The 12,805-nt window shown below is 70.8% G+C and carries 13 protein-coding genes; 3 read left to right on the forward strand and 10 right to left on the reverse strand.

What is annotated here, in order from left to right:
- Positions 1-21 precede the first annotated feature (21 nt).
- The 9 genes from ACLQ3F_RS08860 to ACLQ3F_RS08900 form a co-directional block, all read right to left on the reverse strand.
- A complete protein-coding gene (locus ACLQ3F_RS08860) occupies positions 22-1,359 on the reverse strand; it encodes a ricin-type beta-trefoil lectin domain protein (protein WP_357197287.1) in 1,338 nt (445 codons plus the stop codon).
- A gap of 68 nt (positions 1,360-1,427) precedes the next feature.
- The gene (locus tag ACLQ3F_RS08865) at positions 1,428-2,789 is read right to left on the reverse strand and encodes a ricin-type beta-trefoil lectin domain protein (RefSeq protein WP_387350295.1); all 1,362 of its coding nucleotides are present in this window, start codon (positions 2,787-2,789) and stop codon (positions 1,428-1,430) included.
- A 276-nt stretch (positions 2,790-3,065) separates the two neighbouring features.
- Complete coding sequence (locus tag ACLQ3F_RS08870; RefSeq protein WP_425847707.1) at positions 3,066-3,641, reverse strand: DM13 domain-containing protein; 576 nt, start codon at positions 3,639-3,641, stop codon at positions 3,066-3,068.
- Positions 3,642-3,707: 66 nt separating this feature from the next.
- On the reverse strand, positions 3,708-4,547 hold the full coding sequence (locus ACLQ3F_RS08875; RefSeq protein WP_425847708.1) for an S-methyl-5'-thioadenosine phosphorylase: 840 nt from the start codon (positions 4,545-4,547) through the stop codon (positions 3,708-3,710).
- A 44-nt stretch (positions 4,548-4,591) separates the two neighbouring features.
- Positions 4,592-5,017, reverse strand: coding sequence for a hypothetical protein (locus ACLQ3F_RS08880; RefSeq protein ID WP_425847709.1), 426 nt, complete (start codon positions 5,015-5,017; stop codon positions 4,592-4,594).
- Positions 5,014-6,180: a molybdopterin-dependent oxidoreductase gene (locus ACLQ3F_RS08885; protein ID WP_425847711.1), complete on the reverse strand. Its 1,167-nt coding sequence runs from the start codon at positions 6,178-6,180 to the stop codon at positions 5,014-5,016. The genes ACLQ3F_RS08880 and ACLQ3F_RS08885 overlap by 4 nt, the downstream gene beginning before the upstream one ends.
- Complete coding sequence (locus ACLQ3F_RS08890; protein WP_425847714.1) at positions 6,177-6,890, reverse strand: class I SAM-dependent methyltransferase; 714 nt, start codon at positions 6,888-6,890, stop codon at positions 6,177-6,179. The genes ACLQ3F_RS08885 and ACLQ3F_RS08890 overlap by 4 nt, the downstream gene beginning before the upstream one ends.
- On the reverse strand, positions 6,887-7,567 hold the full coding sequence (locus tag ACLQ3F_RS08895; RefSeq protein ID WP_425847717.1) for a TIGR04282 family arsenosugar biosynthesis glycosyltransferase: 681 nt from the start codon (positions 7,565-7,567) through the stop codon (positions 6,887-6,889). The genes ACLQ3F_RS08890 and ACLQ3F_RS08895 overlap by 4 nt, the downstream gene beginning before the upstream one ends.
- A complete protein-coding gene (locus ACLQ3F_RS08900) occupies positions 7,564-8,235 on the reverse strand; it encodes a glycosyltransferase family 2 protein (protein WP_425847720.1) in 672 nt (223 codons plus the stop codon). Before ACLQ3F_RS08900 ends, ACLQ3F_RS08895 begins: the two co-directional genes overlap by 4 nt.
- A 147-nt stretch (positions 8,236-8,382) precedes the next feature.
- On the opposite strand from ACLQ3F_RS08900, the gene ACLQ3F_RS08905 reads away from it, so the two are divergent.
- On the forward strand, positions 8,383-9,744 hold the full coding sequence (locus ACLQ3F_RS08905) for a hypothetical protein (protein ID WP_425847722.1): 1,362 nt from the start codon (positions 8,383-8,385) through the stop codon (positions 9,742-9,744).
- Here ACLQ3F_RS08905 and ACLQ3F_RS08910 read toward each other — a convergent pair.
- Entirely contained in the window at positions 9,716-10,795 is a 1,080-nt protein-coding gene (locus tag ACLQ3F_RS08910) for an NAD-dependent epimerase/dehydratase family protein (protein WP_425847725.1), read from the reverse strand. The genes ACLQ3F_RS08905 and ACLQ3F_RS08910 overlap by 29 nt on opposite strands.
- A gap of 159 nt (positions 10,796-10,954) precedes the next feature.
- Here ACLQ3F_RS08910 and ACLQ3F_RS08915 point away from each other — a divergent pair, with 159 nt between their 5' ends.
- Both ACLQ3F_RS08915 and ACLQ3F_RS08920 read left to right on the forward strand, forming a co-directional pair.
- Positions 10,955-11,650, forward strand: a complete 696-nt coding sequence (locus tag ACLQ3F_RS08915) for a response regulator transcription factor (protein ID WP_357228194.1) — start codon at positions 10,955-10,957, stop codon at positions 11,648-11,650.
- On the forward strand, positions 11,643-12,659 hold the full coding sequence (locus ACLQ3F_RS08920) for a sensor histidine kinase (RefSeq protein WP_425847727.1): 1,017 nt from the start codon (positions 11,643-11,645) through the stop codon (positions 12,657-12,659). The genes ACLQ3F_RS08915 and ACLQ3F_RS08920 overlap by 8 nt, the downstream gene beginning before the upstream one ends.
- The last annotated feature ends 146 nt before the right edge of the window (positions 12,660-12,805 follow it).

Consider the following 12,805-nt stretch of genomic DNA (forward strand, 5'->3'; position numbering starts at 1 on the left):
ACTCCGACGTGGCGCGCGGTGCTAGTTGCGCCTGCTCCACTGCTGGTTGGCGCCGCCGTGACAGGCCCAGAGGTGAAGTTGCGTCCCGTTGGCCGTGCCGGATGCGACGGCATCGAGGCACAGCCCCGACTGGGCGCCGGTGATGGTGCCGTTGGAGTTCAGGTTCCACTGTTGGTTGGCTTGGCCGTTGCAGTCCCAGATGATGACCGCGGTGCCGTTGCTGCTGCCCGCTCCGCTGGCGTCCAGGCACTTGTTGCCGTACACGGTCAGCGTGCGGTTGGCGGTGTAGGTCCAACGCTGGTTGGTGCCACCGTGACAGTCCCACAGTTGCGGACGAGCACCGTTCGTCGTGCTCGAGTTGGGAATGTCGATGCAGCGGTTGGCCGGGCTGCTGGCGATCAGCACGTTCTGCTGGCCGGCCGGTGGGGTCGACGGCGGGGGAGTGGTGGGGGGCACTGTGGACCCGAACTGGGCGAAGAAGTTCCAGACCTCCTGCTTGACCCAGCTCCGCGCGCCGCTCTCACAGCCGGCGCAGCCGTCCACCGGGCCCTGCTGGTGGCCGCCGTCGAAGGCGGCCCAGAGCACCGGGTATCCGGCCTGGCAGGAGTACGCGGTGGTGATGTGGGTCAGGCTGCCAGCCCTCGGCTCGGGCGGGCTCTGTGCGGCGCATCCGTTGTTGCGGACGAACCTGTCGCGCAGCGAGCGTCCGCTGGGGATGTTGTCGTTGATGCCGTGGATCCCCAGGTACGCGACCGGTCCGGTGCCGCCGCTGCAACCGCTGATCGCCCCCGGGGCCGCGATTGCCGCGACCGCGCGGAACACCGTCGGTCGGGAACACGCCAACGAGTAGCTCATCGCGCCGCCGTAGCTGAACCCGACCGAGAAGCGTTGTGTGGTGTCGACGCAGAGAGCGTTGTCGATCATGCGGATCATGTCGTCGGTGAAGGTGACGTCTTCACCGTTGGAGTTGCCCCAGCCGTTGTTGAGGCCCTGCGGGGCGACGAAGATGGTGCTGTTGTTCGCCTGCGACTGCATGCCGTAGTAGGCCCACGCCGCACCGTCGCTTCCGCCCGACGCGACCTGACTGGCGGTGCCGCCCAGCCAGTGGAACCCGAAGGCCAGCCGGTGGGCGTAGGTGTTGTTGTAGCTGTCCGGCAGTCGAAGGATGAAACTACGGCTCTTCCCACCGCTCTGGATGGTGTGGGTGCCGCTGTTCAACCCGGGCGCTTTGCCGCAGCCGGCAGTGGTGGCCGCCGCCGCCGGTGCGACGGTCGTGACAACGTACATTCCGACGGCGATCAGAACCATGACCGCCATGGCTGCCCCCAGCCAGGGGCCGGAGAGTTTGCGAAGCGGCACGGTTGCGCCTCCTTGCGAGTGGTTGAACATCCGTTGGACCGGTCCCCTCTGCGGGAACCTCGTCGGGCTCAACTCCGGCTCCAGCGTTGGTTGGCCGCGCCGGTGCAGTCGGAGATCTGCACGCGCGTGCCGTTGGCCGTGCCGTTGCCGACCAGGTTCAGGCAGCGACCCGAACCAACTCCGGTGATCGAGCCGTCGGCGTTGAACCGCCACTTCTGATTGGACTGGCCGTTGCAGTCCCAAATGATCACCGAGCTGCCGTTCGCGGTGCTGGCGCCGTTGACGTCGAGGCACTTGCCGCCAAAGACGCGCAGCTCCTGGGCGGCTGTCGAGGTCCAGCTCTGGTTGCTCTGACCGTGGCAGTCCCAGATGATCGCCGCCGCGCCATTGGTCTGCGAGGCGCCGTTGACGTCGAGGCACCGTCCGGAGGACGTGCTGCGCAGGGCCGACGTGTCGCTCGGCGGCGGGGTGGTCGGCGGCGGGGTGGTCGGCGGCGACGTGGGATCGGTGCCACCGAACTGGGTGAAGAACCTCCACACCTCGCCCTTGGTCCAGGTCCTGGCGCCGCTGTCTCCGCCGCCGTCCACCGGGCCGGGGGTGTGCCCGCCGTCGAAGGCTGCCCAGACCACCGGATAGCCGGACCGGCAGCCGGAGTAGGTGGTGGTGATGTGGGTCAGACTGCCCGCCCTCGGTTCGGGTGGGCTCTGGGCGGTGCACCCGTTGTTCCGGACGAACGTGTCACGCAGGGACCGTCCGGCGGAGATGTTGAGCACCGAGTCCCCGATGCCGTGGATTCCCATGTACGCGACCGGCTGGGTGCCGCCGCTGCACCCGCTGAGCTGCCCACCGGAGTAGACCGCGACAGCGCGGAAGACACCCGGCCGGGAACAGGCCAGCGAGTAGCTCATGCCCCCGCCGTAGCTGAAACCGAGCGCGAAGCGCTGGGTGGTCTCGACACACAGATCGGCCTCGATCAGGCTGATCATGTTGTCGACGAAGGTGACGTCCTGGCCGCCGGGGTTGGCCCAGCCGTTCCCGTTGCCCTGGGGTGCGACGAAGATCGTGCTGTTGTTCGCCTGCTGCCGCAGCCCGTAGTAGGACCAGGCCGCCCCGTCGGACCCGCCGCCGTCGACGTCGTTCGCGGTGCCGCCGTTCCAGTGGAACCCGAAGATCAACCGGTAGGGGTGGTTCCTGTCGTAGTTGTCGGGGATCCGCAGGATGAAGCTGCGGTTCTGGCCGTTGCTCTGAATGGACCGCTGGCCGCTGGTCAACGTGGGCGCCTTGCCGCACCCGGCGGTCGCTGCGGCCGCTCCGATGTCCGCGGCCGACGCGGTGGTGCTCAGACCACCGGCCAGTGCCCCTGCGCTCACGGTCACGACGACGGCCGCCGCCGTCGCGAGCAATCCAAGGATGGGTCTACGTCTTGTCATGAAGGGGCTCCCGCCATTCGGCACGAACTGGTTGAAAGGGGTCCACGGCCGACCGGCTCATCGACGCAGGTTTCCGCCGCTGGTCTCGCCGCCCGCGCGGGACCACTCGACAATCGATTCGACAGTGGTCACCTCGTGCGCCCAAACATCACGAGACCGTTCGACCGACGGTGCCGGAGCACCTGGCTCGGCGTCGAATCGATTCGTTCCGACGCTAGATCGCGCAGTGAAAGATGTCAATGCCGTGTCCGGCAGGTTGCGGGCCGGTCCTGTCGGTCAGGCGCTCGTGAGATCGGCCGCGCCGAAGGAGACCGCGAACCGCTTGCACCAGATGGAGACGCTCCGGAAGTCACCTGGATCCACCGACGCCGGTAGCTCGTACACCTGGTTGCCCTTGTTGCCCTTGAGCTTGGCCAGCTCGACCCATTCGCCGTCGTCGAACACCCGCCAGCCGGCCGTGCCCCGGATGACCGGTTGGTCGGTCAGCCACACCCGCAGGTCCGGGCCGTTCGACGTGTCCAAATCGCGGATGACCAGCTGGTGGCGCCCGTCGGCGAGTCGGTGAATCTCGGCACTGCCGGTCGTTCGGTGCTCATGGGTGACGAACTCGCCGGCGGTCAGGATCTCGTTCGCCGCCGGGGCGGCTGCCGAGGCCGCCGGGGTTGGGGTGGCTGCCGACGCCGCCGGGGCCGGGCTGACAGATGTCGTCGCGACGCGGGGAACGGCCTCGTCGACGTAGGTGTCGGTGAAGAGCTTCCACGGCTGGAACCAGTACAGGGCCAGCATCGACACGACGACAGCGCAGGCGAGACCGGCTCGGACCACCGGCGACCGGAACATCCGTTTTCCCATCACCGCAGCGTACGGCCGCAGCCGCCGTCGAACTGTTCGCGAACCATTTCGGAACTCTTACGACGGTCACTTCTGCGTATCTGCCAGCGCCTGTCCGCACCGGCAGGCGCACTGGTCCTCCGGCAACGTCTGCACCGCGTCGCCGAGCAGGAGGCGCAGGCGCTCGATGTTCCGGGCGAAGACCGTGAACACCTCCTGCTGAGTCACGCCCTGACCGACCTCCACGCCCGAGTCGAGGTCGGTCACCAGGGACAGCGCGGTGTAACACAGTGCCAGTTCGCGGGCCAACACCGCTTCCGGGTGACCGGTCATGCCGACGACCGACCAGCCCTGCCGGCCGTACCACAGCGATTCGGCGCGGGTGGAGAATCGGGGCCCCTCGATGACGACCATCGTTCCACCGTCGACCGGCTGCCAACCAGCGGTTCGGGCGGCGTCGAGGACGGTGGCTCGTCCGACCGGGCAGTAGGGGTCGGCGAAGGGAACGTGAACGACCGGGGAGGGCTTCCCGTCCGCGCGCGGCTGTCCGTCGTAGTAGGTCTGCTCCCGGCCGCTGGTCCGGTCGACCAGTTGGTCCGGTACGACGAGGGTCCCCGGGCCCAGATCCGGTCGCAGGCCGCCCACAGCGCCCGGTGCGAGCACCTGGCGGACGCCGAGTGCGCGCAGCGCCCACAGGTTGGCCCGGTAGTTGATGCGGTGCGGGGGGAGGGTGTGCCGGCGTCCGTGGCGGGGCAGGAACACCACCGGCCGCTCGGCGACACTCCCGACGGACAGCGCGTCGCTCGGGGGCCCGTACGGTGTGTCGACGGTGACCTCGGCGACGTCGTCGAGGAACTCGTAGAACCCGGATCCGCCGACCACGCCGATCGGCGGGCGACCGGTCGTGCTGAGGTCTCCTGCTGACATGTGTACCCCTCCTGGACGAACAGTGAAGAACGGCTGGGGCCGACTCAGCGACGCTCGGCTCGTCGGCCCGCGACACGTCTGTCGACAGTGGTGGCGACGACCAGGACGACCACGATCGCGGCCCAGAGCACAGCCAGCCCGACGGCGAGCCCCAGCGGGTAGTCGCGGTCCGGGAGGCCCGGGTTCGGCGGCGCCGAAGGTGGTCGCCACAGCAGGGGCACAGCGATCAGCAGCAACGTGGCGCTGGCCAGCACACCTGCGGCGATCCAGGCCAGGCGCAACCGGTTCCTCACCAGTCGGCCCAGCGCCAGTCCGACCAGCCCGACCAGCGGCGCCACCAGGACGTCGTGCAGCACCGGGCCGCCGATCAGCCACGGCAGGGCGGTGTCGAGCTGGGGGAGGAGCAACCAACCGCCGTACGCGGTGGCCGCGGCACCAGCCGCGAACAGGAGCAGCCGGACGGTTCTCACCGCAACACCTCCAGCCTTGCCACCCACTTGGTCTGCAGAACGCCCGGCCGGCTCGGCGCGATGAGTCGGCAGGGGTAACCGTGGTCGGGAGACAGCTGCTCGCCGTTGATCCGCAGAGCGAGCAGGGTCAGCGGGTCGCGGGCATGGGCCGCAGGGAGTGTGCTGGCCGCGTACAGACCGTCGGTTTCCAGTGAGCTGACCCGAACCGGTCGGCCGGTCGGTGCGCCGGCCCGGCGCAGCAACTCGACGACGGGCACGCCGGTCCAGTGGGCCGACGCGCTCCAGCCCTCGACACAGGCGATCGGCAGTTCCGCCGTCACTTGCGGCAGGGCCGCCAGGTCGGCCAGGGACAGGCTGCCCCGCCCGCCCGGCCAGACGATCTCCAGCCGCCAGTCCGGGGGAACGGCGATGTGCGCGGCAGCCGCCGTACGGTTGATCGGTACGCCCTGTGGCCCGGACGCGGAACGCCACGCCAGCGGCGACACCCGACGTAGCCACGGCACGGTGACCCCGGCGGTGGCCAGCACGGCGATGCCGGCGACGCCCGCCGAGGTACGCAGGAACGCGCGTCGCTCGGACGAGTCCCGGTCGTCAGCCACCAGTTTCGCAGCCCGCCCCGCTCTGCTGGGTCGCAGTGGGGTGCCCAGCGCCGCGCGAGCGATCGGGAGCTTCACCGCGACGTGCAGCAGCATCGCTCCCGCCACCAGCCAGGCGACCGCGTAGTGGGCCGTCGGGAAGAAGAACCCCCACGGGTACGACTGGGCGACGTTGAACAGGCCCGTGACCAGTTCGAAGAACGCGGCGCAGACCAGCACCAGGACGGAGATCCGTTCGAGGGTGTGGGCGGACAACCGGATCGGCCGACGTAGGGGCGGGCGGACGAACAGCCGGGGGTAGACGCTCCACAGCTTGGCCAGCAGCAACGGGATCGCGGCGACACCGGAGAGCACGTGAACGCCCTGGGTGACCCGGTACAGGTTGACCGGGCGGGTCGGCCAGGTGAACCAGCCTGGCGGGTGCTGGATGTAGTGACTCAGCAGCCCGGTGCCGAAACACAGCCCGAACGCCACCCCGAGCCAGAGACCGAGCCGCGCGGCGACCAGCGGTGAGTGCGAGGGCGCTGTGAAGTCCTCGGGTACGGGGACGCGTGGCCGGCGGATCATGAGCGCGCCAACTCGGCGAACCAGCGTGGACCGAACCGGAAACGGTCGACGACTCGCAGGCCGGCAGCCGCGGCGGCCCGGGTCACCGCCTCCGACCCGACCCGCGCCCAGCGGAACACCGGTCCGCGCGGCTCCCGATCCCCGGACGCTCCGGACATGACGTACGCCTGCCCCTGCCACAGCCCGGCCCCCGGGGGTTCCACCTCGACCACCAGCGTTCCGTCGGCCGCGATCAGGGTGCCGCACCGGCGCAGCAAGCGGACCGGGTCGCCACCGATGCCGATGTTGCCGTCGATGAGCAGGGCGTGCGCCCACCTCCCCTCCCCGGGAAGGGGTTCGAAGACGTCGCGTCGCAGGGCGACCACCCCTCGGCCCTGGGTCAGACGTACCGCCTCGGCGGAGATGTCCACCCCCAGTGCGACGAGGCCGCGGCGCGCGAGCGCCATCGTCACCCGCCCGGGGCCGCAGCCGAGGTCGATCGTGGGCCCGGTGCAGCGTGCGGCGACGGACTCGATGGCCGGCTCGGGCGGCCCGTGCCATCGCCGTACCGGCAACAGGTCACGTCGCCCGTCGGTGTGCACCAGCCAATGGTCGGGTTGGGTAGCAGGCTTCGGGTCGACCGGCGTGCCGTGGGCGTCATGATCGGCGGACCACCCGCCGAGTCTGCCCAGCACCACGGCGAAACCGTCGAGACTGACAGTTGACCTCACCGGGGGTGTCCGCTCAGCAGATGGCCGCCCACCGACGCGACGGCATCCGCGAACCGGGTGCCGGGTAGGTCGGCCGCGACTGCCAACGCCGTCGACCAGTCGTCGACATCCCGCTGCACGGGCAGGATCGCCGGTCGTACGCCGTGCCCGCGCAGCGCGGCGAGGGTGCGGCGCCCGGTGTCGTCGGTCGACATGGGTACCTCGCGTAACGCGCTCGCGTACCTCGAATCGCGTAACCCGAGCGCCCACCAGCCGCCGTCCAGCGCCGGCCCGAACACCGCCTCGTGTTCGGCGAGCCGGTCCAGCGCGGCGCTGAGCAGGGCCGGCCCGATCTGCGGGGTGTCCATGCCGATCTGCAGCACCGGTCGGCCGGGAAATGCCGCAGCGGTGTCGGCGTGGGCGTTCGCGAGGCGGTCGGCGAACGTGTCGCCGCGTTGCGGAAGCAGGTGCCAACCCGCCAACGCGGCGGTCAGCTCCGCGCTGTACTCGGCATCGGCGAACCGACCGGTGTGTGCCAACACGGGAATGGTCGAGGCGGTGGCGCGCACCGCCGCGAGGGTGTCCAACAACGACGCCGCAGCGATCCGCGCCGCCTGGGTGGGATCGGCGGGCGGGCAGAGGCGCGTCTTGGCCTGCCCGGGGACCGGTGCCTTCGCGACCAGGAGCAGGACGTTCACCGGCCACCACCGGTGCGCAGCACTCCGGCGAAGTCCCGGGTCGCCCGCAGCGTGCCCCGGACCGACCCGGAGACCTTCGACCTGGTGCCGGCGGCGCGGGGCGCGTACGCGACGTCCAGTTCGAGGATCCGCCAGCCCGCTCCGGCCGCGCGCAACAGCAACTCCAGGGGGTAGCCGAACGCGCGGTCGTCGACACCGAGGCCCAGCAGCGCCGCCCGGCGGGCCACCCGGATCGGGCTGATGTCGTACACCGGCACGCCGCGACGCCGCAGCAGGGCGGCAACCACAGCGTTCCCGGCTCGGGCATGCCATGGCCAGGCATCCGCCGAGACCGGCCGACGCCGCCCGACGGCGAGATCGGCCCGTCCGTCGTGCACCGCCGAGACGAGCCTGGGCAACTCGGCCGGGTCGAACGAGCCGTCCGCGTCGAGCACGCAGACCAGATCCGCCGCCGCGGCCAGCAGGCCGGCGTGCACTGCCGCTCCGTACCCGCGTCGAGGCTCGTGGACGACCCGGGCCCCATGCTCGGCCGCGACGACCGGTGAACCGTCGGTGGAGCCGTTGTCGACCACGATGGCGTGGTAGCCGGGCGGTAGCCCGCCCAGTACGGCAGGCAGTGCGGCCGCCTCGTCCAGACACGGCAGCACCACGTCGATCGTTGTGTGCATACCGGCGACGCTAGGCCCGCCACCGGTCGTCGGGACCGTGGTTCGTCCTTACGAATCGCTTACACGGCAACGGATCTTACGACTCGCTGACGTATCGCCTTCGGGCAGTCGAATGCCTGGTGGGAGGCCGTAAGGTCGGCCGTCACCATGACCATGATGACCCGCCCGGGACGAACCCGGTCCGCCGACCTGATCGTCCTCGGCGTCGAGGTGGCAGTGCTCGCCGTCGCTGTCGCCGTCGGCGCCCTGCTCAACCATCAGGGCGTACGGCTGCACGCCGACGCGGCACCGCTCTACGCGAGTTGGCAGCCCCATCTGGGCCCCGGTACCCCCGCCGCGTTGCTCGTCGCGGCGCTGTTCGTCTGGCGGGGCGTGCGCTGGGCGACCGACACGTCGTGGCCGCGGCTGCTGGCGGTCGGCTATTTCGCCTCGCTGCTCTGGACGCTGTCGCTGGCCCTTGTGGACGGCTGGTCCGCGGGGTTGACCGAGCGGCTCACAGTGCAGGCCGAGTACCTGCACGAGGTGCCCCGGGTGACGGACGTCGGCATCATGCTGTCCGGTTTCGCCGACCGCATTCTCGACTTCCAGCCCGACTCGTGGTCCACCCACGCTGCCGCTCATCCACCGGGGGCGTTGCTGTTCTTCGTCTGGCTGGAGCGGATCGGCCTGGGCGGCGGGACCGCCGCCGGGCTCGCCTGCGTGCTGCTCGGTGCCACGGTGTCGGTGTCGGTTCCGGTGACGCTGCGGGCACTCGGCGTCGAGGACGCGGCGCGGGCGGTGTGGCCGTTCCTGGTGCTCCTGCCGGGGGCGGTCTGGGTGGGCGCGTCCGCGGACGGGATCTTCGCCGCGGTGGTCGCGGCCGGGTTGGCGCTGCTGGCGGCGGGTGGTCGACCAGGTGCCGCACTGGGCGGGTTGCTCCTCGGCTTCGCGCTCTACCTGTCGTACGGGTTCGTCCTGGTCGGGCTGCTCGCGTTGACGGTGCTGCTCCGGGCGCGGGACCGACTCGGAGTGCTCCTGGTCGCGGCGACGGCGGTCGCGGGCGTCGTCGCCGTGTTCACCCTCGCCGGCTTCTGGTGGCTGGACGGCTACCACCTGGTGGCGCGTCGCTACTACCAGGGTTGGGCGGCGGAGCGTCCGTACGGTTACTGGGTCTGGGCGAATCTCGCGGCCCTGCTGCTCTCGGCCGGCCCGGTGGTCGGGCCGGCGCTGCGGCGGGCGGTGGCCGCCGTGTCGATCCACGCACCGCACCCACCGCTCGCCACGACACTCCGGCAGCGGATCGCCAGCGCCGGACCCACAGTGTGGTTGCCCGTCGCGGCGACGGCGGCGGTGCTCGCGGCGGACCTGTCCGGGCTCAGCAAGGCCGAGGTCGAACGGATCTGGCTACCGTTCGCCGTCTGGCTGCTGGTCGCCACCGCGCACCTGCCCCACGGTCACCGACGGTGGTGGTTGGCCGCCCAGGCCGCCACGGCTCTCGCCGTCAACCACCTGCTGTGGACCGTGTCGTGACCGATGCCGGATCCCGCATCACCGCGTTGGTGAAGTCGGCGACGCCAGCGGCGAAGCCGACCCGGGCGGTGAAACCAAGCACCCGGACGGCGCGCGCCGGATCGGCCACGACGTGCCGTACGTCAGCCGCCCGTCCGCCCCCGACCGTGACCGGCGCTGGCCCGCCCATCGCCGACGCCAGCTCGTGGGCCAACTCGCCGACGGTGTGCGGTTCGCCCGAGCAGACGTTGATCGGGGTCAGGGGATCCGGTGCCGGTGTCGTGAGGGCCAGCAGATTGGCCGCGGCCACGTCGGTCACGTGCACGAAGTCGCGCCGTTGCCGGCCGTCCTCCAGCACCCGGGGCGGTCGTCCGGCGGCCAGGGCCGAGCGGAAGATCGACGCGACCCCCGAATACGGGGTGTCGCGGGGCATTCGCGGACCGTAGACGTTGTGATAGCGCAGGGCCCAGACCGATCCGCCGGTCTGCCGGGCCCAGGCATTGGCGAGGTGTTCCTGGGCCAGCTTGGTGGCGGCGTACGTGCTGTGCGGCTCCAGCGGCGCGTCCTCGGGCACGAGACCGGGGGAGAGCGCCTGATCGCAGCGAGGGCAGGTCGGCTCGTACCGGCCCTCGGCCAGGTCGACCACCCGGCGGTCGGCAGGCCGGACGATGCCGTGGGTGGGGCAGTGGTAGCGGCCCTCGCCGTAGACCACCATCGAGCTGGCCAGCACCAGTCGGCGCACCCCGGCCGTGTGCATCGCCGCGAGGACTGTGGCCGTGCCGAGGTCGTTGTGCGCGGCGTACCGGGGGGCGTCGGCGGGGTCGAGGCCATGGCCGACCATGGCTGCCTGATGGCAGACCGCGTCGACCCCGGTCAGGAGCCGGGTCAGCAGTTCGTTGTCGCGGACGTCGCCGACCACCAGGTCGTGCCGCTGGGTCCAGGGCGGCGCCGTCGCAGCGTGCGCCTCGGGCAGGAGCGCGTCAACGGCCACCACCTCGTGCCCGTCGTCGCTGAGCAGGTCGGCGATGTGTGAGCCGATGAACCCGGCCGCACCGGTGACAAGGATCCGCATTCCGGTCACCGTATGACCCCACGGACGCCAGGGCGGGTTTGCGCGTCCAGCCGTAAGAACCTCGCAAGGTTTGCTGGTCCGGGCGGAGTCTGCCGCGTGGCTAGGCTGGGCCGATGGACATCTGGGGGAGACGTTGACGGGGCGGAACGGGGAAGGCCTGTGACGCAGCGCGTGCTGGTGGTCGACGACGATCAGACCGTGAGCGACGTCATCCGTCGTTACCTTGAGAACGACGGCTTCCAGGTGAGCCTCGCGGCGGACGGTGCGGCGGCACTGGCGGCCGTGGAGCGGCAGGCGCCAGACCTGGTCGTGCTCGACCTGATGCTGCCGTTGATCAGTGGCCTGGAGGTGTGTCGGGCGCTGCGGGTACGGCCGGACGGCGTACCGATCGTCATGCTCACCGCGCGCGGCGACGAAGCCGACCGGATCCTCGGGCTGCAACTCGGCGCGGACGACTACCTGACGAAGCCCTTCTCGCCCCGGGAACTGGTGCTGCGGGTCCGTTCGGTGCTTCGTCGCGCCGGCGGTGGGATTCCACCAGAGCGGCCGGAGGCGCTCACCGACGGCAACCTGGTGGTGCACACGGCCTCCCGAACCGCAGGCCTCGCCGGTGCCGATCTGGCCCTGACATTGCGCGAATTCGACCTGCTCGTCCACCTCATGCGGCATCCCTCCCGGGTCTTCGGCCGGGCCGAACTTCTTGAGCAGGTCTGGGGCTGGAACTTCGGGGACCACTCCACAGTGACGGTGCACGTACGCCGGCTGCGGGAGAAGATCGAGGCCAACCCCGCCGATCCGCAGCGGATCGTGACCGTCTGGGGCGTCGGCTACCGGTACGAGCCAGCCAGTGCGTGACATCGTCCTGATCTTCGCGATCGCCCTCGGCGCGGCACTCGGCATCGGGCTCGCCGGTGCGCTTCTGCTCCGCGCCCTGCGACGCCGCTCGATCACCGTGCACCTCAACGTGCTGCTCACCACCACTGTGGTCGCCGTCGCCGTCGGGGTGATGGCGGTCGCGGAAGCGATGTTCCTCTCCGCGCACGACCTTGAGGTGGTCCTGATCACCGTCGCGGCGGCAGCGGTGGTCAGCCTCGCCGTCGGCGGGCACTTCGGCCGGCGACTGGCCCGCGCCGCGGTCTGGCGCGACCAGGCCCGGGAGCGGGAACGGCAACTGGAGAAGGGCCGGCGCGACCTGGTCGCCTGGGTCTCCCACGACCTGCGGACCCCGCTCGCCGGGCTGAGGGCCATGGCGGAGGCGCTGGAGGACCGGGTGGTTCGTGATCCGGACACTGTCGACGAGTACCACCGACGCATCCGACTGGAGACCGACCGGATGACGCGACTCGTCGACGACCTGTTCGAGCTGTCCCGGATCAACGCGGGAGCGTTGCGGTTGTCGTTGACGGCGGTGCCGCTCGGAGAGGTGGTCTCGGACGCGTTGGCCAGCACGACCCCGTTGGCCGACGCTCGCCGGATCAAGCTGATCGCCAGCGAGTCGGGGTGGCCCACGGTTGCCGCGAGCGAACCGGAGTTGGCCCGGGTCGTGGCCAACCTGCTGCTCAACGCGGTCCGCTACACCCCGGAGGACGGCACCGTACGCATCGAAGCCGGCCGGGAGGACGACCACGCCTGGCTGTCGGTCGCCGACACCTGTGGCGGCATTCCGCCGGCCGACCTTCCCCGCCTGTTCGACATCGCGTTCCGTGGTGAACCGGCCCGCACGCCCGGCCCGGGCGACGGTGGGGCGTCCGGAGGGCTCGGCCTGGCTATCGTCCATGGCCTGGTGGAGGCGCACGGCGGTCGGGTCGAGGTGCGCAACACCCCCGACGGCTGCCAGTTCATGGTCCGCCTGGCGACAGCCTGAGACAACGTTTCGCTCTCCGGTGGCCCACCGCCGCCAGCGCGGTCTCGGTCAGCACGAGCACGTCGGGCGGCACCGCCTCGCGGGACTACACGATTTGCCGGATCTGACTACGCTTTCCACTGTCTTGGAGGCGATCGATGGAGGGC

The organism is Micromonospora sp. DT15, assembly GCF_049841475.1.
Classification (GTDB): Bacteria; Actinomycetota; Actinomycetes; order Mycobacteriales; family Micromonosporaceae; genus Micromonospora.

Bases quoted from the DNA above. Each gene is read 5' to 3' on its own strand.
- ACLQ3F_RS08865 (WP_387350295.1), bottom strand. From the start codon at position 2,789: ATGACAAGACGTAGACCCATCCTTGGATTGCTCGCGACGGCGGCGGCC.
- ACLQ3F_RS08870 (WP_425847707.1), bottom strand. From the start codon at position 3,641: ATGGGAAAACGGATGTTCCGGTCGCCGGTGGTCCGAGCCGGTCTCGCC.
- ACLQ3F_RS08875 (WP_425847708.1), bottom strand. From the start codon at position 4,547: ATGTCAGCAGGAGACCTCAGCACGACCGGTCGCCCGCCGATCGGCGTG.
- ACLQ3F_RS08885 (WP_425847711.1), bottom strand. From the start codon at position 6,180: ATGATCCGCCGGCCACGCGTCCCCGTACCCGAGGACTTCACAGCGCCC.
- ACLQ3F_RS08900 (WP_425847720.1), bottom strand. From the start codon at position 8,235: ATGCACACAACGATCGACGTGGTGCTGCCGTGTCTGGACGAGGCGGCC.
- ACLQ3F_RS08905 (WP_425847722.1), top strand. From the start codon at position 8,383: ATGACCATGATGACCCGCCCGGGACGAACCCGGTCCGCCGACCTGATC.
- ACLQ3F_RS08910 (WP_425847725.1), bottom strand. From the start codon at position 10,795: ATGCGGATCCTTGTCACCGGTGCGGCCGGGTTCATCGGCTCACACATC.